20 protein-coding genes and 1 pseudogene are annotated in these 23,405 nt (G+C 60.3%); 7 read left to right on the plus strand and 14 right to left on the minus strand.

The features are described 5' to 3' along the window. Positions 1–21 precede the first annotated feature (21 nt). Positions 22–1,326, minus strand: a complete 1,305-nt coding sequence (locus tag PQR40_RS28345) for an MFS transporter (protein WP_408238689.1) — start codon at positions 1,324–1,326, stop codon at positions 22–24. A gap of 180 nt (positions 1,327–1,506) precedes the next feature. Continuing rightward, positions 1,507–2,598: an iron-containing alcohol dehydrogenase PsrA gene (gene psrA / locus PQR40_RS28350; RefSeq protein WP_408238692.1), complete on the minus strand. Its 1,092-nt coding sequence runs from the start codon at positions 2,596–2,598 to the stop codon at positions 1,507–1,509. 101 nt (positions 2,599–2,699) lie between these two features. Between psrA and PQR40_RS28355 the strand changes: the two genes are divergently transcribed. From PQR40_RS28355 to PQR40_RS28370, 4 genes are all read left to right on the plus strand, one after another. Continuing rightward, on the plus strand, positions 2,700–3,593 hold the full coding sequence (locus tag PQR40_RS28355; protein WP_408510315.1) for a LysR substrate-binding domain-containing protein: 894 nt from the start codon (positions 2,700–2,702) through the stop codon (positions 3,591–3,593). 339 nt (positions 3,594–3,932) lie between these two features. Next, a complete protein-coding gene (locus PQR40_RS28360; protein ID WP_408484964.1) occupies positions 3,933–4,649 on the plus strand; it encodes a FadR/GntR family transcriptional regulator in 717 nt (238 codons plus the stop codon). A 50-nt stretch (positions 4,650–4,699) separates the two neighbouring features. Beyond that, entirely contained in the window at positions 4,700–6,412 is a 1,713-nt protein-coding gene (locus PQR40_RS28365; RefSeq protein WP_408484966.1) for an IlvD/Edd family dehydratase, read from the plus strand. 26 nt (positions 6,413–6,438) lie between these two features. Further along, the gene (locus PQR40_RS28370) at positions 6,439–7,374 is read left to right on the plus strand and encodes a dihydrodipicolinate synthase family protein (protein WP_408510316.1); all 936 of its coding nucleotides are present in this window, start codon (positions 6,439–6,441) and stop codon (positions 7,372–7,374) included. Here PQR40_RS28370 and PQR40_RS28375 read toward each other — a convergent pair. Further along, positions 7,371–8,402 (minus strand): MDR family NADP-dependent oxidoreductase, encoded by a 1,032-nt coding sequence (locus PQR40_RS28375; protein ID WP_408510317.1) that lies wholly within the window; start codon positions 8,400–8,402, stop codon positions 7,371–7,373. The genes PQR40_RS28370 and PQR40_RS28375 overlap by 4 nt on opposite strands. A gap of 124 nt (positions 8,403–8,526) precedes the next feature. Here PQR40_RS28375 and PQR40_RS28380 point away from each other — a divergent pair. From PQR40_RS28380 to ald, 3 genes and pseudogenes are all read left to right on the plus strand, one after another. Further along, positions 8,527–8,703 (plus strand): annotated as a pseudogene (locus PQR40_RS28380) (TetR/AcrR family transcriptional regulator); the annotation flags it as partial. Positions 8,704–8,715: 12 nt separating this feature from the next. After that, positions 8,716–9,117, plus strand: a complete 402-nt coding sequence (locus PQR40_RS28385) for a hypothetical protein (protein WP_408510331.1) — start codon at positions 8,716–8,718, stop codon at positions 9,115–9,117. Positions 9,118–9,810: 693 nt separating this feature from the next. Continuing rightward, positions 9,811–10,929, plus strand: a complete 1,119-nt coding sequence (gene ald / locus PQR40_RS28390; protein WP_408510318.1) for an alanine dehydrogenase — start codon at positions 9,811–9,813, stop codon at positions 10,927–10,929. A gap of 412 nt (positions 10,930–11,341) precedes the next feature. Here ald and PQR40_RS28395 read toward each other — a convergent pair whose 3' ends face one another. The 11 genes from PQR40_RS28395 to PQR40_RS28445 form a co-directional block, all read right to left on the minus strand. Next, positions 11,342–12,466, minus strand: coding sequence for an ROK family transcriptional regulator (locus tag PQR40_RS28395; RefSeq protein WP_408230819.1), 1,125 nt, complete (start codon positions 12,464–12,466; stop codon positions 11,342–11,344). Between the two features lie 226 nt (positions 12,467–12,692). Continuing rightward, positions 12,693–13,964, minus strand: a complete 1,272-nt coding sequence (locus PQR40_RS28400; protein ID WP_408231165.1) for an ABC transporter substrate-binding protein — start codon at positions 13,962–13,964, stop codon at positions 12,693–12,695. A gap of 201 nt (positions 13,965–14,165) precedes the next feature. Beyond that, entirely contained in the window at positions 14,166–14,924 is a 759-nt protein-coding gene (locus PQR40_RS28405; RefSeq protein WP_408394593.1) for a GolD/DthD family dehydrogenase, read from the minus strand. Between the two features lie 115 nt (positions 14,925–15,039). Beyond that, a complete protein-coding gene (locus PQR40_RS28410; RefSeq protein WP_408230825.1) occupies positions 15,040–15,816 on the minus strand; it encodes an L-iditol 2-dehydrogenase in 777 nt (258 codons plus the stop codon). 161 nt (positions 15,817–15,977) lie between these two features. Continuing rightward, on the minus strand, positions 15,978–17,303 hold the full coding sequence (locus PQR40_RS28415) for a D-tagatose-bisphosphate aldolase, class II, non-catalytic subunit (protein ID WP_408510319.1): 1,326 nt from the start codon (positions 17,301–17,303) through the stop codon (positions 15,978–15,980). Further along, positions 17,263–18,249, minus strand: a complete 987-nt coding sequence (locus tag PQR40_RS28420; protein ID WP_408510320.1) for a tagatose kinase — start codon at positions 18,247–18,249, stop codon at positions 17,263–17,265. The genes PQR40_RS28415 and PQR40_RS28420 overlap by 41 nt, the downstream gene beginning before the upstream one ends. 174 nt (positions 18,250–18,423) lie before the next feature. Further along, positions 18,424–19,188 carry an SDR family NAD(P)-dependent oxidoreductase gene (locus PQR40_RS28425; protein ID WP_408510321.1) on the minus strand — a complete coding sequence of 255 codons (765 nt, stop codon included), beginning with the start codon at positions 19,186–19,188 and terminating at the stop codon, positions 18,424–18,426. 93 nt (positions 19,189–19,281) lie between these two features. Next, on the minus strand, positions 19,282–20,010 hold the full coding sequence (locus PQR40_RS28430; protein WP_408230834.1) for an SDR family oxidoreductase: 729 nt from the start codon (positions 20,008–20,010) through the stop codon (positions 19,282–19,284). A gap of 46 nt (positions 20,011–20,056) precedes the next feature. Continuing rightward, on the minus strand, positions 20,057–21,337 hold the full coding sequence (locus PQR40_RS28435; protein WP_408230836.1) for a sugar ABC transporter permease: 1,281 nt from the start codon (positions 21,335–21,337) through the stop codon (positions 20,057–20,059). Next, the gene (locus tag PQR40_RS28440) at positions 21,334–22,155 is read right to left on the minus strand and encodes an ATP-binding cassette domain-containing protein (RefSeq protein ID WP_408510322.1); all 822 of its coding nucleotides are present in this window, start codon (positions 22,153–22,155) and stop codon (positions 21,334–21,336) included. The genes PQR40_RS28435 and PQR40_RS28440 overlap by 4 nt, the downstream gene beginning before the upstream one ends. Positions 22,156–22,223: 68 nt before the next feature. After that, positions 22,224–23,282 carry an ABC transporter substrate-binding protein gene (locus PQR40_RS28445; protein ID WP_408340894.1) on the minus strand — a complete coding sequence of 353 codons (1,059 nt, stop codon included), beginning with the start codon at positions 23,280–23,282 and terminating at the stop codon, positions 22,224–22,226. Between the last annotated feature and the right edge of the window lie 123 nt (positions 23,283–23,405).

Here is a 23,405-nt window from a genome sequence, read left to right on the forward strand (position 1 = left end):
GCTCCCCTGGAGGTCAGATGTTCAGAACGTGCGCCGGATGAAGTACGTACAAACCGAGCTGAGCAACCCAACGCACGCGATATAGAGGGCAATCCACCACGGCTGCAAATTGCCGTAGTGCAGCAGCGCCGTTGCGACGAGCGGTGTGATCGAGCTGGAGACAATGCCCGATACCTGGTACACGATGGAGATGCCGCTATAGCGCACCCGCGTATCGAACAGTTCGCAGAACATCGCGGCCTCGGGCCCGTAGACGAACGCGTAGATCACACCGAGTACGATCACGATGGTGGCAGTCACGGCAGTGAGACTGGTCGAGTAATGAAAGACCGCGAAGGCTGGCCACGCGCTCAGGCCGCAGGCCAGCGCACCCCAGCCGAACACCTTGCGACGGCCGATCCGGTCCGACAGGCGCGACGCGACCGGAATCATGAACATCAGCACCAGTGCGGCAAGCGTCACGGCCACGAGGATCGCCGACTTCGCATAGTGATGGATGCCGATCAGGTAGCTCAGCGCGAACACTGCATACACGTTGAAAATCACACCGTCGATATAGCGCGCGCCCCAACCCAGGAACACGTTCTTGCGGTAATCGGTGAATACCTCGCGCGCCGGTACTTTCGCAACCGCGTGCGTGTCGCGAATCTTCGTGAATGCGGGCGTCTCGACGATGCGCAACCGGATAAACATGCCCACGGCAACGAGCAGGATGCTGGCCATGAAGGCGGCCCGCCATCCCCATTGCAGGAAGGCGTCGGGCGTCAGCCAGGTCGTCAGCGCGGCCACCACGCCACTGCTCAGGCACAGGCCGATTGCGAGCCCGATCTGCGGATATGACGCGTACAGGCCGCGGTGTTTGCGAGGTGCATACTCGAAAGCCATCAGCACTGCACCGCCCCACTCGCCGCCCAGCCCAATGCCCTGCAGCAGCCGCAACAAGAGCAAACAGGCCGGCGCCCAGATACCGATCGACGCATAGGTTGGCAGTATCCCGATCAGGAACGTGGACACGCCCATGATGGAAAGCGTGAGCACCAGCAATGGCTTGCGGCCGAACCGGTCACCGAAATGGCCGAAGATCACACCGCCGAGCGGCCGGGTGACAAAGCCGACCGCATACACCGTATAGGCCAGCATGGTGGAAACGAATGCGTTCCCCGTCGGAAAGAAAAGCTTGTCGAATACGAGTCCGGTGATCGTGCCGTAGAGGAAAAAGTCATACCATTCGACCGTCGTGCCGATCAGACTGGCGAGGGCAACCGACTTCACAGACCTGGCGTCGACGCTGACTGCCGGGCCTCCTGCAATATCCACTGCTTCCATTGCTTGTCTCCTGATAGTTGCCGGGCCCGTGACGTCGCCTGACGTCCGCTGCCTCAGCACTTGCCGTTCATGCGGCTTTTGTTGTGCTGCAAGATACGCCGGTACGAAACCGGATGTCTCTTTTCCTCCTCTATCACCGTCGCGTGATGCTGATCCCCTTGCCTCGCTACTGCGAAAACGTCAGGCCGCTGCGGCGATGAAATTGCGTCCGCGCGGCCCACTGAGTGCGTGCGCAATCATCCGGTCCGACTCCTCAACACTGACGCCGTAGCTCGAGAACGATGTTTGCACACCCAACGCTTCGAGGAAACCGGTCAGGTAGTCCCGCGCATTTGCCAGCGGGCACGGAAAGACTTTCGCGAGCACGGCGTCGCGCGCAGCGCTTTTTCCAAGCGCGAGATCCAGCACCATCGGCAGCGTGAACGAACACGCAATGCCGTGAGGCAGACCGTGATGAATCGTCATCTCATACGAAATGGAATGGGCTAGTGCGGTCTTCGTATTCGAGAACGCGAGTCCGGCTTTGAGCGCTGCGAGCGAAGCCTGTTCGCGTAGCTTCCGGTCCTGCAGATTCCCGACGAGCGCCGGCAGCGTGGCCAGCATGTCGCGCGCAGCGGACACGGCGAATTCATCGGAAATCGGATTCGCATTGACGTTCCAGATAGCTTCGAGCGCGTGCGATAGCGCATCGAGACCACTCTGCACCGTGACCGAGTGCGGCAGCGACAGCGTGAGATCCGGATCGACGATCGCGGCTTCCGGCCACGTCTGCGGGAGCTGCAGCGAATACTTGCGCTGCTTGATCGTGCGGTCCCAGATCGTCGCCCACGGTGTCACTTCGCTGCCGGTGCCTGCGGTAGTCGGCACCGTGATCAGCGACTTCACGCGCGGCGGTGTGAACGGCTTGCCCGTGTCGAGCAAGGCCAGTAGTTCGTCAAACTCATTGCTTTGTGTTCCGACCATCAGCGCTTTCGCCGTGTCGAGCACACTGCCGCCGCCGATCGCGACCACGACCGGACAATCCTCGTGCTTTCGCCAGAAATCGCGGTACATCCCGGCGAGGTGGGTGACGTCCGGATTCGGTTGTACGTCGTCGATTACCGCGACCACGCTGTCGCCGCACAACTCGCTCACACGTTGCACGAGGCCGATCTGAGCCGCCTCCGCGAACGTCACAACAACGGCGCGGCGGCCATTGAGAATCTCGGGTAGCCGCGCGATACAGCCAGGACCGAAATTCACCTCTACAGGATTCCAAAAGACACCGTTCATCGTCTCCCCTCGTTTTGTGAACTGTCGTTACGGATGAATTATGGGAAATATCGATGTATAGTAAAAATACAAATATTTCTGTCGATGTATTCAACCAATCTATGCGACTCACTCAATTGCGCTCGTTCTACGCCGTCGGCAAGCACGGCAGTGTCACGGCCGCCGCGCGGGCGCTGCACGTCAGTCAGCCGACTGTCACAACGCAGGTGCGGGATCTGGAGGAAAGCTACGGGGTGGAGCTGTTTCACCGCCGCGGCCGTCGAATCATCCTGACGGCGGCCGGGGAAACCTTGTTTGCGATTGCCCAGCGGATGTTCGGTAACGAACAGGAGGCAATCGACTTTCTGAAGGAATCGGCGGGCCTGAGCACCGGAATCATCCACGTGGGTGCGGTCGGGCCACTCCATGCAATGGAAATCGTCGCGGCATTTCATCTTCGCTATCCGGGATTGCGCGTATCGATCCGGCTCGGCAACTCGGAGGAAACCGTACGCGGTCTGTTGTCGTATGAAACGGACGTCGCCGTGCTAGCGCAATACGGCGCCAACCCCCTGCTTCATTACGTGCCCTATCGTCAACACCCGCTGGTCATCATCGTGCCAGCGAAGCATCCGCTGGCGCGTAGGCGCAGCGTCCGTCTGGAAGAACTTCGTGACGAGCCCATGATCATGCGCGAGCCGGGCTCCACCACCCGCAAGGCGCTGGAAGACGCACTACGCCAGCACGACATCGAGCCAAACTTTGCGCTGGAAGTGGGTAGCCGGGAGGCCGTGCGCGAAGCAGTCATATTTGGGCTCGGAATAGCAGCGGTGTCGGAGCGCGAGCATGTCGACGACTCGCGGCTGCGCAAGCTGACGATTCAGGGCGAGCAGGTGTTGACTCACGCGCATGTCGCCTGCCTCGCCGAGCGCAAGGCCGCGCGGCTCGTGCAGGCTTTCCTGGATGTGGTCAATCAGGTGTTGGTCGAAAAAGACGCTGAGGCTGCCGCGAGCTAGGAACGGCAGCGTGGCGTTTAAAAGCGGGATGCGGTGATCGGCTGACAGCCCAGGTCGGCCATCGGCCATCGTGATGCGTTGCCAATCGATAAACCGCACTCCGTGCTGGGCGATGCGCAACCGCGCGCCTGCCGGCAACTGAAGTGAGAATTTCTCCCCCGTGGCCCCCTATTCCCTATCCGATATACGTCTTACGTGTGACGAGTGCGTATAACAAACTCTTGCTTGTCGAGCCTATATGTACGTCATATTTTCGCAAATATTGGACATTTTCGTGAATATTGGCCGACATCAGGAAAATATGTCAGACTAAATTATTGATCGATTCGGAGAGGGAGAATGTTGAAGCTTCATGAGTCGATCGTCGCCGATTTGATCGAAGCGATCGTGTCCGGGCGTCATGCGCCGGGCACTTCCCTGTCGAACGAGATCGAACTGGCTCAGGCAAGAGGGGTCAGCCGAACCGCGGCGCGGGAAGCCATGCAAAAGCTGCAGTCCCTTGGCCTGATCGAAGTGCGGCGACGCAAGGGAGCCAGCGTGCTGCCCCGTAGTGCCTGGAATCTGCTGGACCCGACCGTGCTCGACGTAGCCGTCACGTATGTAGCGGATGTAGAATTTTTTCAGGCTCTGATCGAGGCACGTCTGCTTATTGAACCTCGCGCCGCGGAGCTCGCCGCACAACGCGCAAACGATCAGGATATCGAACGGATAGAAGCTGCGCTCACTTCAATGGGAGCTCAGGCCGAAGGAACGCGCGGCCCAGGTTGGCACGATGCAGATCTGTCTTTTCACACCTCAATCATCGATGCAACCGGGAACTGGGTTTTACGACAATTGATCGTGACGATCCGGGCAGCGCTTGCCGCCGAGATCCGGGTGACGGGTCAGTATGCGGCCTCCCCGAAAGAGTCCTTGCAGCTACACCGGAACGTCTTTGAAGCGATTCGCCGGCGACAACCCGCGGAAGCGCATGCCGCCATGACCTGGCTACTCCTTTCTACGCGGCGCGACCTTGACGCAATGGGTCGCGGCGGAGTACTTCGCTCGCAGGGATAGTCAATTAACTGGTTGTCAAAAAGTACCCGACAAACACCGAAGGAGACGACATGCGCAAACTTCGCTCGCAGAGCTGGTTCGGCAGGAACGATAAGGACAGTTTCATTCACCGTTCGTGGATGAAAAATCAGGGTATTCCGCACGACGAATTCGACGGACGTCCGGTGATTGGCATCTGCAATACGTGGTCCGAACTGACGCCGTGCAACGCGCATTTTCGCGAGCTTGCCGAGTATGTGAAGAAAGGCGTTCACGAAGCGGGTGGTTTGCCGCTCGAGTTTCCGGTGATGTCGCTCGGCGAGTCGAATCTGCGCCCGACCGCGATGCTGTTCCGCAATCTCGCCTCGATGGACGTCGAAGAATCGATCCGTGGCAATCCCATGGACGGTGTGATTCTGCTGGTCGGCTGCGACAAGACCACCCCGGCGCTGCTGATGGGCGCGGCGTCGTGCAATTTGCCCGCGCTTGCCGTGTCGGGTGGCCCCATGCTCAATGGCCGCTTTCGAGGCAAGAACATCGGCTCCGGTACGGGTGTCTGGCAGATGTCCGAGGAAGTGCGTGCCGGCACGATGACGCAGGAAGAATTCACCGAAGCCGAGTCGTGCATGAACCGCTCGCGCGGCCACTGCATGACGATGGGCACCGCGTCGACGATGGCCTCGATGGTGGAATCGCTCGGCATGGGTTTGCCGCACAACGCGGCGATTCCTGCGGTCGACGCACGTCGGCAGGTGCTCGCGCATCTGGCGGGCCGGCGCATTGTCGATATGGTCCGCGAGGATCTGACGATGGACAAGATCCTCACGCGCCAGGCCTTCGAAAACGCGATTCGCACGAATGCGGCAATTGGCGGTTCGACCAATGCGGTCGTGCATCTGATCGCGCTGGCCAAGCGCATTGGCGTGGAGCTGTCGCTGGAGGACTGGGAGCTCGGTTCGAACGTGCCGTGTCTGGTGAATCTGCAGCCGTCGGGCGAATACCTGATGGAAGATTTTTATTATGCGGGTGGGTTGCCCGCCGTGCTGAAGCAACTTGGCGAGCAAGGCTTGCTGCATCGCGAGGCGCTGACGGTGAACGGCAAGACGATCTGGGACAACGTGCGCAACGCGCCGAATCACGACGAGAAGGTCATCACGACATTTGCCGAGCCGTTCAAGCCCAAGGCCGGCATTGCGGTGCTCAAGGGCAACCTGGCGCCGAACGGTGCGGTGATCAAGCCGTCGGCGGCGACACCGCATCTGCTGAAGCATCGCGGCCGTGCGGTGGTATTCGAGAACATCGAGGAATTGCACGCCAAGATCGACGACGACTCGCTCGACATCGACGAGCACTGTGTCATGGTGCTCAAGGGCGCGGGGCCGAAGGGTTATCCGGGCTTTGCTGAAGTCGGCAACATGCCGCTGCCGAAGAAGGTGCTGCAAAAAGGCATCACGGACATGGTGCGCATTTCCGACGGCCGCATGAGCGGCACGGCGTACGGCTCGGTGGTGCTGCATGTATCGCCGGAAGCGGCTGCGGGCGGCCCGCTCGCGTTCGTGCAAACCGGCGACATGATCGAACTCGACGTCGACGCCCGCCGTCTGCATCTGGACGTCACCGACGAAGAACTCGCGCGCCGGCGCGCCGCGTGGCAGCCGCCTGCGCCGCCCACGCGCGGCTACTACAAGCTTTACGTCGACCATGTGCTGCAAGCGGACCAGGGCGCCGATCTCGATTTCCTGGTCGGATCGAGCGGCGCGGCCGTGCCGCGCGACTCGCATTGAACCCCACCTGGCAGCGGATGATATCGATGACACCTGACACCCATTCTGCGCCGAGCGGAATCTGGCCTGTTCTCTATGCCTACTTCGACGCCCGCAACCAACTGGATCGCGAAGCACTACGGACGCAGATCAATGCGACGATCGCGGCTGGCGCTCGGAGCATCGTCATACTCGGTCTTGCGACCGAGGTAAATCGGCTATCACTTGATGAGAAACATCAACTGATCGACTGGGCAAGCGAAGACATTGCCGCACGCGTACCGCTCGTCGTCACGATCACAGGCGATACCGTGGATGCGCAAGTCACCATGGCTGATTATGCCGTCGGGCGCGGCGCTTCGTGGCTGATCCTTCAGCCGCCGTCAATGCGCGACAAGCCGGAATCGTTCTACTTCGACTTCTTTGCAGCGGTGATGCAGCGCACACACGTCCCGGTCGGAATCCAGAACGCGCCGGAATACCTCGGCGTCGGCTTGTCGGCGGAATCGATCGTGGCGCTTGCGAGTCGATGTCCAAATTTCTGCCTGCTTAAAGGCGAGGGACCTGCGACCACGATTCAGCGCACGGTCGAACGGCTGCGCGCGCTCGGTCATACGCTACCGGTCTTCAATGGCAGGGGCGGACAGGAACTCGTCGACAATCTGCGGGCAGGATGTGCCGGATTGATCGTTGCTCCGGACACATTCGACTGGCAGGTTGCAATACAACAGGCGTTCGCTAACGGACTTGAGCAGGAGGCCGAATCGCTCTATGCCCAGACATTGCCGGTTATCGTCTTTGTGATGCAATCGCTCGACGCTCTCACGTGCTACGGCAAGCGGATCGCCGCGTGGCGAATGGGCTTCGACGTACAGCACGATCGCGGCGTCGAGCCGACGGCGTTCGGGCTGGAATGTGCGCGACGCTTTGCAATGCAGCTGGGTCCTTTAAGGTCTCCGCTATCTGGAAAGGCTGCAGCTTAAGACTTCACGACCACCGTTCCAAAGTATTCTCCCTTGATCACTCGCTCCAAGGCCTGAGGCGCACATTCGAGTCCTACGATGATTTCGTGCAGAAAGCGAATGCTGCCGGCTCTCAACCACTCGGCGAATCGATTGATCCACTCCACATGCATGTGAGGATCATCGTCTGCGCTGTACCCGCGCAACGTAATCTTCTTTCGAAGAAGCTGGATCGAATCCAACTCGACCGGCGCGGTTCGGCCGGAGCCGTGAGTCGCCAATTGCCCCGACAACGCGCCGAGAATCACGACACGGGCACCGACGCGTGCGTTGGCGACGGCTGCCTGCAACTGTTCGCCTCCGACGTTATCGATGACGACATCGATACCTTGGGGTGCGACCTCGGCAAGCTGTTCGACGATCGGTGTGGCGCCGCGGAACACCGCTGCTTCATATCCCAACTCGGACACGAGACGGGCTGCCTTTTCTTTGGAGCTGGTACTGCCGATAACGCGGCCCGCACCGAGCAATCGCGCGATCTGTCCAGCCATTGAACCGATCGCGCCCGCAGCACTGGAAACGAATACCGTGTCGTCAGGCCGGATCTGCACGCCGCGCGTGAGCGCTGCATAAGCCGTCCATCCATGCCCCAGGTAGCCGACCGGGTCCGGCAAGCCAGGCTCTACCGGCCGGCATTGTGCGATGGGCACGGTCGCGTATTCGCGCCAGCCCCGAAAATGCAGAATCAGGTCGCCTGGCGAGAACCCACTGCCTGCGGGCGCTGAAACGATTTCGCCCAGCGCTTCCCCTGCGAGTGTCTCGCCCGCGCGCAGGGCCCGAAAAGGCACACCGTCCACATCTTCGGCCCCTTTGCTGATCATCATGCGCAGTGAAGCCGACACGAGAAAGTAGCGGTTGCGGACAAGCACCTCGCCGTCCACGGGTATCGGCAACGGAACCGAAACGATGTCGAAGTTGCCTGCGCTGGGCAGACCGTCGGGTCTGACCTTCAATCGAACTTCGCGACAGGTGCCAGGTATGGCGGTCATCGGAGCGTCCTCGCGAGATGGGCGTGCATGTCGTTGTCAAGCGCGTCGAATAATGTGAGCATATGGCTCATATTCACTTGAGGGCAGCGATTTGGCTACTCGCATTCCCGCGCGTGCTTTAACGATGCGCAAAGCCCCGCGGCAAGCACGTGCGCGCGCTACGGTCGAGGCTATTCTCACGGCAGGCGCACAGGTTTTGGGGCGCAGGGGCTGGGCTAGATTCACGACCAACGAAGTCGCTGAAGTCGCCGGCGTGAGCATTGGCTCTTTGTACCAATACTTTCCAAATAAGGACGTGTTGGTGGAGGCCATCATGGCTCGCCACTTCGACGAAATTCTCGCGGTACTACGCGCAATCGACGACGGGACGATGACGCTCGCACGGCGTGTCGAGCAACTGGTCGACGGCATGATCGGGGTCCATAGCATCAATCCGGCACTCCATCGCGTGCTTCTTGAGGAGACGCCCTACGTCGACGGTTTGAGGTCCGCTCACGACAAGTTCGAGACGGAGTATCTCGGTTGCTACACGGCGATGGTTGTGTCAACGGGGAAGCGGCGTGGACGGGAATCAGTTGGAATGACCGCGCAAGTTCTTTCGTCTGCAGTTGCGGGTGTCATTCATGATGCCGCGCATAGAGGGACGCTGGGAACGCCGATCCTGAAGCGAGAGCTTGTGGGGATGGTGAGTGCGTATTTGCTCGGACCGCGCTAGATACGCTGTGCGTAGCCGTGTTGGTCGGGTACCGTCCTGGCTTGCAACGCCTTGGTCACGTAGACATAAGTTCTCCTGCCCAGCAAAGGATAGGCGTGTTCGAACTCGATCGCCTTCGTCCATACCCGGATGAGCTGGTGAGACGGGGTCAAAAATGTTTGAGGCCTGATACAGGCGAACCTGATCCGAGTGCTCCGGCTGCAGCGGATTGAGTTCGAACAACAAGTTGGCGTTGCACATTCGGCAACAATAAGGTTGCATGCGAAAGGGGAGACATGGAAGAGACAGGACTAGTTATAAACCCTTAGGCCTGCGATGTAAGATGATGGACACATGTCGCCTCATTCAGGCGTTTCAACCAAAATTCACCACAATTACATTAACAACCTCTAGCACACCGTCGATAGTATTGTGGAAATCACCACTAGTAGCCGGATATAGCACCTACGTCACGCTCGATTCCCGCATGCATCCCGCTCCGATGCTACTCGTCACAACGTGCTACTGGCCAGGCACCCGGCGATGGCGTGGCCAACAGATGAAATCGGGAAGGCGGTGGCGATCGTTTCTTGCGATCCCGCTGCGGGCGTTAGCGTCGTCGACGCCTCCCTCGCCAACGCTCGCCGCTCGTGCTGGGCGTGTGAGAAATCAGATCATTTCGCGGCAGACCGGCAGTCTCATACAGGAGGCAATATGCACGTAGGCGTTCCGAAGGAAATCAAGAATCATGAGTATCGTGTCGGTCTCACGCCGTCTTCCGTGCGCGAGATCGTCGCGCACGGACACAGCGTAGACGTCGAAACAGGCGCTGGCGCAGGCATCGGCGCAACGGACGACGCGTACCGGGCCGCGGGCGCGCAGGTTGCGCCCAGCGCAGAAGCGGTGTTTACCGCTGCCGACATGATCGTCAAGGTGAAAGAACCTCAGGCGCCCGAGCGTGCGATGCTGCGCCGAGGACAGATTCTCTTCACCTATTTGCACCTCGCGCCGGACCCCGAGCAGTGCGCCGATCTCGTCCGAAGCAACGCGGTCTGCATCGCCTATGAGACCGTCACGCAACGCGGCGGCGGACTGCCTCTGCTCGCGCCCATGTCCGAGGTTGCGGGCCGCATGTCGATTCAGGCGGGCGCGTTCAGCCTGGAACGCGCGCACGGTGGCAAGGGCATCCTGCTTGGCGGCGTGGCGGGCGTGCCCTCCGCGAAGATTGTGGTCCTCGGCGCCGGCGTGGTCGGCACCAATGCCGCGCAGATGGCTGTCGGCACGGGTGCGCAGGTCGTCGTAATCGACCGCAATGTCGATGCGCTGCGACGCATGGACCGGCTGCTGGGCGCACGCGTGATCACCGTGTATTCGAATCAGGACAACATCGAACGACACGTACTCGATGCCGACCTCGTGATCGGTGGCGTGCTCGTGCCCGGCGCCGCTGCGCCCAAACTCGTCACGCGCAAGATGGTTGATGCGATGAGCCCCGGCTCCGTCATCGTCGATGTCGCGATCGACCAGGGAGGATGCTGCGAAACCGCGAGGCCTACGACTCACGCTGACCCCACGTACAAAGTTGGCGAAGTCGTACACTACTGTGTCGCAAACATGCCTGGCGGTGTGCCGCGCACGTCCACTTATGCGTTGAATAACGCGACGCTTCCCTTTGTCCTGCAAATCGCCGACCAGGGCTGGCGCAAGGCGCTTACCGATGACGAACATCTGCGCCGCGGCCTGAATGTCGCGTTCGGCAAAGTAACCTGTCCCGAGGTCGCCGAAGCACTGGGCTACACCTGCGAGGATGCCGGCGCCATCGCCACTGAATAGCAAAAATATCGTCGGCAATCGATTTGCCGGAAATGTCACGCCGAGTCAGGTTAGACGGCTGCGCTGAGTTTAGGTGGAATGGTTTTCGATGCGAGCTTCAACGTTGATATTCTGAGCCTGCTTTCGTGACGTGAGTATGCCGCTTTCAAACGGTTGCTTCGCCGCACTTTGCTGTCAATGGCGTTGTCCGCTCTCGTTTCAGTCTGCCACCACCTTGCGACCGGACGTTCGTCACTCATCAGCCGCGAACGCCCGGATCATTTGCTTGCGCAACAACCATCTCGCAAAGCTCTTGCGTACAGTTGGGCCGCCCTAAAGCGGCTCGACCTTCTGGCAAACGCCGGCGAGCATGGTGACGGAGACTTCGCCGTCTGGCTGTTCAACCAGCAGCCTGATCGACCTGTTGGCGGTGCTAGAACAGATTTTCGTAGAGCGGCACCGTGGCCGCGCCAAGCGCAGCCGAAATCTCTCTATTTGCGCGGCCCTGGTGGAAAGCGAGGCGCCCCGGGCGACCGTTCATCTCGTACTCGGGCGCCACCTCGCGCGTGCGCTCGATCAGACGCTGCAGTAACTCGGGCGGTAGCAATCCGTTAATGATGATGTCGGACACGTCGACTACGTTGGATACTCCAGCTAGCACCCGGCCCAGGTCGGTGCCGGCCTGCTCGACCCACGGATCGAAAGCATCGCTGTGCTTTGCATAAAAGGCCGTGAGATCGAATTCGGCGACCCGCTCATGCCCGAGAGCGTGAGCCAGTCCGCGCAAGGACACGACGGTTTCGAGACAGCCGCGCGCACCGCAGAAGCAAGGCTTGCCCTCTCTATGAGCATTGACGTGGCCAATCTCGCAGCCGTTGCCGGTGAGGCCGCGTACCGCCCGGCGATTCATCAGCAACGCGCCACCCAGGCCGTTGCCGATAAAGACATGGATGTAGCTGCCCAATCGCCGGCCATCGCCGAACCAGTACTCGCCCAGACCCGCAGCCGTGCCGTTGTTCTCGATATGGATTTCATGCTCGACATGCTGGGACAACGCGTCACGAAACCCGAAATCACGCCAGGCGGGGTATTCGGCCGACTGGCAGACAAGGCCGCGCACGTTATCGATCGCGCCCATCACTGAAACCCCCACGCCAAGGAGCTTACCGACACGTTGCGGATGGTCGTGCAGGCCATCGTACAGCCCTGCGAGCACATGCACTGCACTGGCGGGGTCCTCGATCGACAACTGTTTGCGCGCTTCATGGATCACGTTGCCCGCCACGTCGACCAGCACGCCGGTCGCGAACTCGTGGTCGAAGTGCAGGCCGATCGTGGCCGCATAGCCGGGGATGATGCGCAGACGGCGCACCGGCTGCCCCGTGGTCCGTGCCTCACGCTCAGCCGACTCTTCGACGGCGCCATCCGCGATCAACGCAGCGACGATATTGGTGATCGTCGCTGCGGTCAGACGTGTGGACGCTGCGATCTCGGCGCGCCCGATGCCCGGGTCCTGCCGGATGGCTTCGAGCACGAGTGCCCGATTGAGATCGCGCACGCGAGGCCCGTTGAATCCATGTTGATGTCGGGATTGCTTGTTCGGCACGCGAATATGCTCCGTTGCAGTTGAGCCCTTCGCGATCTTGCGCAGTACGAGGGCGGTGCTTTTCAGCGAGTAGTATACCGACCGTCAACGACCGGCACTTCGCCGCTCACAAAGCTCGCGGCCGACTGACGGGTATCAGCCGGCGCGTGCCGTATTTCTCCAGTGGCTGATCCCTGTTTTACTTCTGGTACCCGGCCTGTTTCACCGCACGGTCCGCGGCGGCCTGACCGGCTGCCAATGCCTGGTCGACCGTCAACTGTCCAGCAACCGCGCCGGAGATGCTCTGACCGACCACCGTACCGAACGACTGGAACTCAGGAATACTGACGTACTGCACACCGGTGTACGGTACAGGCTTCGCGGTCGGATGACCCGGATCCGCAGTCTCGATCGCGTTGCGCACAAAGTCTGAAAACGGAGCAGCCTGTTTGTATTCAGGCAACTGGTAAGTTGAGAGCCGGGTACCGGGTGGCAGCGATGCCCAGCCAATATCGGCGCCGACAAGCTTGATGTATTCCTTTGAAGTCGCCCACTCAATAAATCTTTTCGCTGCGTCTTGCGATCTTGACGTCTTCGGGATCGCAAGCGCCCAAGACCACAACCAGTGTGAGCCCTTAGGCGTCGCCTGGACTGGCGCTGCCGCAAATCCCACTTTGTCTGCCACCGAAGATTCCTTCTTGTTGTAGAGAATGCCGGCAGCTGAGGTCGCATCGACCCAGATGGCGCACTTGCCACTAGACATTAATGAAAGATTCTCGTTGAAGCCATTCGAGCTGGCACCGGGAGCGCCATCTTTCTGTAGAAGGTTCACATAGAAACCGATTGCGCTCTTCCATTCAGGAGAATTGATCTGTGCATGCCATTTCTCGTCAAACCACCGGCCGCCGAACGTGTTGACGAGCGTACCGACGTAGGCCATGTTTTCTCCCCACCCCGCCTTGCCGCGAAGGCAAATGCCATATACGCCATTGCTCCTGTCAGTCAGTTTGTCGGCAAATCCCTTGATCTGTTCGTAGGTCGGTTGATCGGGCATCTTCAGGCCCTTTGCCGCGAACAGATCCTTGCGGTAGAACGTCATCGAACTTTCTGCATTGAATGGAAGCGCATAGAGTTTGTCGTCATAGGACAAACCATCTCGCACAGTCTTGAACAGGTCGTTGACGTCATAGTCCGTCGGTAAGTCTTTTAGCGGCACGAGCCAGCCACGCTTTCCCCACAGAGGCGCCTCGTAGGTTCCGATTGCCAGGACATCAAACTGCCCGCCATTGGTCGTTATGTCCGTCGTCAAGCGCTGACGCAATACATTCTCCTCGAGCACCACCCATTTCAATTGAATGTCCGGGTTAGCCTTCTCGAAAGCCGATGACAGCTTCTTCAGTTCAATCTGGTCGTTATTGTTGGGAACGCCGACCGTGATGGTAGTCGCGTATGCAACGCTGCATGCCCCCATGACGCTACACATCGCCGCCGTCATTGTGAAACAACGGCATAACGTGCGCAGGATTCCCTCTCCACGATAGAGCTTTGCTTTCATTTTCGTCTCCTTAAAACTTATCAAGCACATAAATCGGACAGAGAGCTTCAATCACGAATGAAGTATCCCAGCCGGCTCACCAGACAAACGAACGGAAATTCATGTAGAACGCCCGGCTTAAGTGATGGTGTAACCGCCGTCAACCATCACGTTTGCTCCGTTTATCATGGCGGCTTCCGTGCTGGCCAAATACATGATTGCAGAAGTTATCTCGGCGGGTTTCGCAAACCGACGGGTTGGAATTGCAGCTCGGGCACGCTCTCCCGTCTCCCCCGCCCATCCGCTTAGCCCTAGCTCAGTCTCAACCACGGTTGGTGAAATCGCATTCACCGTGACTCCCATAGGTGCCCATTCGAGCGCCATGCAATTGGTCATTCCGATAATTCCGGCTTTGCTTGCGCAGTAGGCAAGATGCCCCTCGATGCCGATCACAGCGGCTTGGGACGCCAGGTTAATAATCCTGCCGCTCTTGCGCGCGAGCATGTCTGGCGCGAACGCTCGCGCAATCAGAAACGGCCCCGTCAAGTTGACAGCGATCGTTTTATCCCACGTCTCCAAGGGAAAATTCTCCGCCGGCGCCAGGGGTCCGATACCGGCGTTATTGACCAACACGTCCACGTGACCAAATCGCGTCAGAATTTCGTTCGCAGCTGCAGTTACAGACTCAGCATTACTTACATCAACAATCCAGCCGGCATGTTTTGAGCCCAAACCTGACGCCACCTCTGTCACCGACCGAGAGCGGTCAATGAGTGCTAACGTCGCGCCCGCCTCTGCGAAAAGCTCCGCAGTCTTGCGTCCGATTCCGGCCGCCGCGCCAGTGACTACGACGACAGCATCCGTAAAGTCATAAGTAGTGTTCGACTTAAAGACCATGATTGTTCCTTGATCGTGCGTTTACATCGTTGCCTGGGTGATCCGATTCGACGGGTCGTGCTCCAAAGATCGAGAGCGCCCTGTGCACCACGCTTGCAGCGTAAGACGGGTGCCGTTAACTCATCCAGTTTCCCCCATCGACATTGAGCGTCTGGGCGGTGATGTAATCCGCGTCCGCCGAAGCGAGGAACACTGCGGCACCCGTCAACTCAGACGGACGACCCATACGGCCCAGGGGCACGGCCTCTCCGACAAGACGTTTCTTCTCGCCGACCGGCCGGTTTTCGTAGCGCGCGAAAAGCGCGTCGACATCCTTCCACATCGGCGTGTCAATTACGCCCGGTGCAATACCATTCACGTTGATGCGATGAGGCGCGAGCGCCAAAGCTGCTGACTGGGTGTAACTGATCACCGCAGCCTTGCTCGCGCAGTAATGCGATACCAGTGCCTCACCGCGACGGCCAGCCTGCGAGGCCATATTGATAATTTTTCCGCCCCCTCCCTGCTCCACCATCTGCCGCGCAACGCGTTGCATCAGAAAGAACATGCCCTTCACATTTACCGCAAAGACACGGTCGAATATCTCCCACGATTCCTCCAGCAATGGGCGCATGTCAAAAATCGCAGCATTGTTAAAGAGGATGTCGACGCGCCCGAATCGCTCAACAGTTGCGCGGACAATTCCCTCGATACCTTCACGCTTCGTGACGTCGGCCTGGATGAGCACGATCCGCTCCGCAGGTACGTCGCTATACGTGTTTTCAAGCTCGGCCTGTGGTTTTACGTCAACGACAACGACCATTGCACCCTCGTCCAGATAGCGGCGTACAACTGCTTCGCCAATGCCGACCGCCGCACCTGTCACAATCGCAACCTTGTCTTTGAGTTGCATGTACGTCTCCTGTCAAAAAATCGTACCGAAAGGAATCGGGTTCAAGCCTTTCCTCAGTTCACAGTACAATTACCTGTAAATTTGCTATGCACTACTACTCATATGATAAGAAATCGTCCGTCATTGAAAGACAGGCCACTCGAGCCCGGGTGCTTTCAGATTCAAATGCGACATGCCGACGCGTACATCCCGACGACTTCTCTTACCTTGCTTTGAATGATGCTCATGGGAGAGCCGTCGATAACGCCGCGGCGCAACTCCCAATATTGGACGGGAAGATACCGGCTCAGCAGATTTTCCGGAATCGAAATTGCCGCGAGATTGTTGATCAGTTTTTGGGCCGAGGCCTCGACTTCGGGGTCGGCCCAGTAATACCGCACTCGATCGCTATAACTGTAAGTACGGAGCAGACGTTTCTCGTTGTCATCGCCGTGGTAGTACTTTTCCCAATTCCCGGGTTTGGCGAGCATGACTGCCTCGACAACTTCGTGCAGTTTTGAGCGTTCGCTCTCCGCGACGATCTCTGCTTCAATATCTGCCAGCGCATACAATGCTTCGCGTAGCGCGAAAGTCACGCCCGGACCTACCTTCAGAATCCCGAACCCGTCGCGAACGAGTTGCCGGAGCGCTTCTGGCTTCTGATAGTCAGTCGAGTGGGCCTCGAAGACCATGCCCGGTAGTTGTGTGAGAACGTCGGAAAGCTTCGTAGCGAGATCAGGCTTGTAATCGATCACCTTCGTGTGATCGAACTCGACACCCGGTTGAACGACCAGCGCGATCACCCGCTCCCACGCTTCATCAAGCCCCCGCTCACGCCACGCGTCGCGATGAACCGCGACCGTGTCGAGAGCCGCTTCCCAGCGCGTGACCTCTACACTCTCCAGCTCTTCGCTGGCGCCCCCCGGCACAGGGACTTCGGTGCCTATAACATAAACTGGCTTCGTAGCTTTCCCTTCGCGCAAGGCCGCCGTTTCCGCAACAGCGCATAGACGTGAGGCGCGCTCCGCGACGACGCTATCCGACAGTCGCGCTGGGTCGCCGCCGCAGCTCATGCTGGTGTCCAGATGGATCTTGGAGAAACCAGCCGAGACATACGCGTCGATCAACGCCTCTGCCCGCTGCATCGCTTCTTCGGCGGAAAGGCCTCGCCACGCATTCGGTCCGAGATGATCTCCGCCGAGGATCAGACGGTCGCGCGAGAAGCCGACACGGTCCGCGATCAGATGGACAAAGCGCACAAAATCCGCAGGCTTCATTCCCGTGTACCCGCCAAACTGATCGACCTGGTTCGAGGTCGACTCGATCAGCAGCGGCGTGCCGTCGTCCAGCGCCTGCTTCATGGCGGCGCCAAGCACCCACGGATGCGCGGAGCAGATCGAGTAGATGCCTTTCAACGTTTGACCCGCGGCGCTATCGACGGACAGGCCGGCCAGCCGTGCAACGACGTTATGCATGATTGTGCTCCGATGTTCTTGCGATGAACGCATCAAGCTCTGCGAGTGTCGCCGTTCCCTCCATTGGCCCCATGACGGTCACCGCCATTGCGCCACTGGCACAGGCGTAGCGCAGCGCCTGCCCGGCTTCCATGCCCTGCGAGCGACATGCGATGTACGTCGCGCCGAAGCAGTCACCGGCACCGGTCGGATCAATCTCTTCGACGGAGAAAGCAGGAAGATGTGTCTCGCTGGTGCCGTCGTAGAAACTACAACCATCCTTCCCGCGCTTGACGACCACCTCGCGCACACCACGTTTGAGCAGCTCGTCGATCGCTCCCGCCTCGGAACCCGCCGTTACAAGCAACGTCACTTCATGGCCACTTGGCAGGAACACATCCGTGTAGTCGAGAACGAAATCGAGCGCTTCACGCATTTCCGGGATACGTAGCATTTCTTTACGGACATTCGGATCAAAGCTGACTGTCCCGCCATGGCCCTTCACCGTCTCGATCGCCTTTTTCATCGCTTCGATGATGCGAAACGAAAACAGCGACGACCCCATCACGTGGAAATGTCTGCAGTCGTTCAGGAAGTCCTCGCGAATGTTGTCAACCGATAGCTGACCTGACGCACTGTTCGCAATATTGAAGATGAAGTCACGCTCACCGTCCTCCCGGTAGGTCACGAAAGCGCTACCGGTCGTCGCGGTTTTGATGACCGCAATGCCCGATACATCGACGCCGTCCGCGCGCAGGCGTTCCACATTCAGGATGCCGAAGTCGTCGTCGCCGACGCATCCGATCATCGCGCAGCGACTGCCTATGCGGGCTACCTGATCGATGAAGATCGCGGGCGCACCGCTGGCATATGGACCGATGAGCGTGCCGGGCCGCCGAAAGGACTGTCCGCGCTCGGCCGCCATAATCTCGACAAGGATTTCCCCCATCGTCAGGATGTAGCCGGTCTTGCCGGCCTTGTTCAGTTCCGAATTAGCCATGACGCTTTTTCATTTGAACATCAATGCGGACAGCGACGAGAATCACGACGCCCTTCACGATGAGTGGATAAAAATGGATCGACATATTGGTGGTGCTAGAACAGCTTGCCGTCGAGCGGCACAGTAGCCGCGTCAAGCGCAGCCGAAATCTATCTATTTGCATGAGGGCGGATTTCAGCGCGTCGTATATCCGCCGTCGACGACCAGTACTTCGCCGGTCACATAACTGGCGGCCGGCGAGCAGAGGAACAGCGCGGCTGCGGCGACTTCTTCAGGCTGGCCGACCCGCGCCATCGGGGTCATGTTGCGCCAGATGGCAAACCATTCGTCATTCTCAATGCCGCCGCGCGACATGTCGGTTTCGATGTAGCCGGGCGCCACCGCGTTCACCCGAATATGCTCGGCTGCCAGTTCGCTGGCCAGGCTCTTCGTCATCATGTGAACGGCCGCCTTTGAACTGTTGTAAGCGACCTGGTTCTGCGGAATGTTGGAGACGATGCCGGAGATAGAGCCTACGTTGAGAATCACGCCGCCGCCTTGCGCTCGCATCGGTGCGAGCACGGCCCGGCAAGCGCGAAACACCGCGTCGAGGTTCAGGCTCATAATGCGACGCCAGCGCGCTTCGTCGAAGTCGCCGCTGTCACCGTGAATCGCCACGCCTGCGTTGTTGACCAGCACGTCGATGCGCCCGTGGCGCTTGAGCACCTCGTCGACCAGTTGCTGGGGCGCCTGTTCCTGCTCCAGGTCGGCCGCGATGAAGTCGACGTCGTATCCAGCCTCCCGCAGGCTACGTTCAGCGTCCGGCACCGGGCTGCGGCTGCTGATGACGAGGTGCGCGCCTGCTTCGCCGAAGGTGTGCGCGATGGCCAGGCCAATGCCGCGCGTGCCGCCAGTGATCAGTGCGAGCTTGCCGTCGAGGCGGAATTTCTCAAGGGTCATGGTGAGTCTCGTGAAGTGGTTGGAAGATCGACTGTTTGACAATGCCCTTCGGCGCAGGGACCGGGTACACCCGGCCCTCGCCTGCCACGCGTTTCAGATATCGACGCTATTCGGAAGGATCACGAGGTCACGGATCGTCACGTTGCGTGGCCGCGTCAGCATGAAGAGCACCGCGTCGGCGACCTCCTTGGGCTGCATCAGGCTGCCCAACGCGAGCGCCTCGTCCATCTTCTCCTTTGGCCAGTCGTCGAGCAGCGCCGTGACGACCGGACCCGGGGCCACTGCGCCGACCCGCACGCCATGTTTGGAGACTTGACGTCGAAGCGTGTGGACGAAGGCCTGTACCGCGAATTTGGAGGCGGTGTAGATCGGTTCCCACACAACCGGGACGAAGCCCGCGACAGAACTGGTGAAGATGATGTCGCCGGATTTCTGCGCGACCATGTGCGGCAACACAGCGTGGACCGATCGGAACGCGGCGTTGACGTTCAGGTTCAGCATGCGATCCCACTCGTCGGGATCTCCATTCAGCACTTCGCCGCCAACGTACGCACCAGCGTTGGCGTGGAAAATGTCGAGTCCGCCGGCAAGGTCAAGGATTCTCGGCAGCATCCCCGAAACCTCCGACGGCTGCAGCAGATCCACGACGAGCGGCAACGCGTTCTCCCCCAACTCTGCGCACAATTTCTCAAGCCTCTCCTTGGCACGATCGATCAGCACGACCTTCGCACCTTCCGCGATCAGTGTGCGCGCGCATTCGAGGCCGATTCCCGATGCAGCACCTGTGATAGCGGCAACCTTTCCCTTCATCAAGTCAGTCATTTGCTGCTCTCCGGTCTCATGCAAGATGGTTGCTGGATTACTGGAATTACGCGCGACCGTGCGAGACGCGAGACTGCCGGGCGAGCGAGTCGACGATCACCGCGATCGCCAGCACCGCGCCGGTGATCATGAAGCGCAACGAGGAGGACAGGTTCAGCAGCGTCAAACCGCTAGCAATCGACTGGATCACAATAATGCCCAGTACTGCTGAATACGCGCTGCCGTGACCGCCGAACAGGCTGGTGCCGCCGATCACGGCTGCTGCGATGGCGTTCAGGTTCACGTCGCCGGTGCCGGCCTGCGTGCTTGCCGAGGCGAGTCGTGCCGCAGTTAGCACGCCGCCAAGTGCGGCGAGACTGGCGCACAGCACAAAGGCGCTGGTGTAGATGGCGCCGACATTGATGCCTGCCCGCCTCGCGGCCTCGCGATTGCCGCCGACTGCGTTCATCGAGCGCCCCCAGCGCGTCCTCTTAAGCGCATAGTCCATCGCGACCGCGAGGCCGAGGAAGATACCGAACATCAGCGGAACGCCTCTTCCCTGGTTGAGGTAGGCCACCACGATCTCCAGCAGCACGGTGATGGCGAGGCTGCGCACGAGCAGGCTGCCCACCGAGGGCGCAGAGAGATTGGATACGCGGCGGCGTTCACGTGTGCGCAGTCCAAGCGCCAGCATCACGGCGCCCGGCACCAGCGCAAGGAGGTACGAAACGACGGCGGGGATGATGATGAGTTGCCCGAGGTTCACCATCGCCGAGTCGTAGGGCAGGTTGATCGAACCGCTGGCGCCGAGGACGTAGAGCTGCAACCCGAGGATCGCGAGCAGCCCGGCCAGTGTCGCGACGAAGCTCGGCATGCCGAAGCGGTTGAGCAGCAGCGCGTACAGCACGCCGACGAGCGCACCAGCGGCGACGGCAGCAACGATAGCCAGCAGCACCGGCCAGCCGTGATTGACCCAGAGCATCCCTACGAGGGCCGAAGCGAAGCCGCTCATCGAGCCTACCGACAGGTCTATCTGCCCCACCATCAGCACGCAGACGATGCCCAGCGAGATCACTCCCACCGTTGAGCAGTCGAACAGCAGGTTCACCATGTTGTTGGCCGAGAGGAACACCGGGTTCAGGCTGGTGAACACGGTCCAGATGATGATCAGGCCCGCGATGACCGGAAGCGATCCCAGATCGCCCGAGCGCACCCGTTCGACGAAGGCGGCAACGGTACCGCCGACTCCGGCGGCATGCTTGACGCGGACATCACCGCGGTCGAGCAGCGGGGACGGCTGCGGCGCGCCTGGCGTTTCATGGGGGGCATCTTGCATTTTGTTACTCATGATCGTTCCTTTGTCCAGGCGCCCTGCTCGGCCTGACGGCGGCCGGCGCGGCGCGACACGGCGTTCTCGGTGGCGCCGGTGATCGCGGCCACAAGTTCCTCGTTCGAAGAGTCGGGATAGAAGACGCCGTTGTTGCGGCCGAGCCGTAGCACCACGATCCGATCCGCTACCGCGCGGACGTCTTCCATGTTGTGGCTGATCATGATGACCGCGTGGCCGCGGTCGCGGACCCGCTCGATCAGGTTTAGCACTTCAGCGGTCTGGGCCACGCCCAGCGCCGCCGTCGGCTCGTCGAGCATGATCAGCTTCGGGTCCAGCAGCAGCGAGCGTGCGATCGCCACGGTCTGGCGCTGGCCACCCGACAGCGAGGCGACCACGTCACGCACGCTAGGGATACGGGCCGACAGCTCGTTCAGCAGCGTCCAGGCCCTCACCTCCATCGCGACCTCGTCGAGACGCAGCGGATTCAGCTCGCGTCCGAGATAGATGTTCGCGACGACATCGAGGTTTTCACACAGCGCGAGATCCTGGAACACGGTGGCAATGCCGAGATCGAGCGCCGCGCCCGGATCGGGCAGCGTGACCTCCTGGCCGTCGAAGGTGATCGTGCCAGTGGTCGGTTGATGGACACCGGCGAGCACCTTCACCAGTGTTGATTTCCCTGCCCCGTTGTCGCCCACCAGGGCGACAACTTCACCGGCATGCACGTCGAGTTCGATGTCCGTCAAGGCGGAGACCGCTCCGAAGTGCTTCGAGACGCCGCGCAGGCTCAGGACCAGCTCGCCTGGCCTGGACCGTGTTGTGGGTTGGTCAGTCATGGGAGGGACACCTCATGATGTATGGAGCGACTGGGCACGAGTCAGATCCCGTCCGGCGCCGCGCCGGATCAATTCGTGATGCCAAGTTTCTTGCACCCTTCGGCATAGCGATCGGCGCACAGATCCTTGGCGCTCGCGAACCCCTTGTCGACGACCTCCGCCTTGAGGTTCTTCGCCGTGATCACTGCTGGTTTGAAGAGCTGGGACGGCGTCTTGAAGAGCGTCGTTTCGGCCTTCGGGGACTGGCCGGACAGGAAGCCGACAGCCACCTTCGCCGCCGCGGCCGCGACGATCTCGCTCGGCTTCAGGATCGTGTTGTACTGGTCGCCCGAGATGATCAACTGCAGCCCTGCGATCGTCGCGTCGTTGCCCGTCACGGGCGGCACCGGGTTGACACCGGCTGCCTTGAGCGCCGCGACGGCCCCGCCGCCCGTGCCGTCATTGGCGGCCACGACACCGATAATCTGCGACCCGAAGCGGGTGATCTGCCCGCTGACCCACTGCTGCGCTTTCGGTGGTGCCCAGTCCGGCGTGTCGTACTCGGCCAGCGTCTTGTAGCCGCTGCCCTGCACCCCCTCGTGGCTGCCCTTTTTGATCAGTCCGGCCGCAGCATCAACGGGCGAGCCGTTAACTTCGAGCAAGCCGCCCCTGGTCGTAGGCACGCCCGTGTCTTTCAGGTGCTGGACGAGCGACTGCGCGATTGCACGGCCAATGCCTTCGTTGTCGAACGACACGTAGTAGTCCGCCGGTGTCGACGGTACGGGCCGGTCATAGGCGATCACCTTGACACCCTGGCTCTGCGCCAGATGGACCAAAGAGGCGGCCGCCGCCGAATCCACAGGGTCGAGAACGATCACCCTGGCTCCCTGGGAAATCGCCGAGTTGAACTGCTGCTGCTGCTGCGCGACGTCGCCGTTTGCGTTTTGATAAAGCACTTTGCAGTCGGGGCAGAGCTTGCTCATTTCGGCCTTGAAGCCGGGAAAATCATGCTGTTCGTAGCGCGTCGAGCCCTCGTCGGGCATCAGGAAGGCGACCGTTCCGCTCGGCGCTGCAATGGCCGCCGTGCCGCTCATCAGGCTCAGGGTCAGCGTGCTGACGCCGATCAGCTTGTTCGATAGTCTGGTCATCGAGTGTCTCCGTTTTTAAGGTAATTAGCGGCGCAGGCGTTGCCTGAACCTGTACCGATGTCCGACCGCCTCGCCCAGCCGGCGTAGCGCCCTTGTCGTCAATGATCCGGTCGTAACCAGCGT

Source organism: Paraburkholderia sediminicola (genome assembly GCF_046026855.1).
Lineage (GTDB): Bacteria > Pseudomonadota > Gammaproteobacteria > Burkholderiales > Burkholderiaceae > Paraburkholderia > Paraburkholderia sediminicola_A.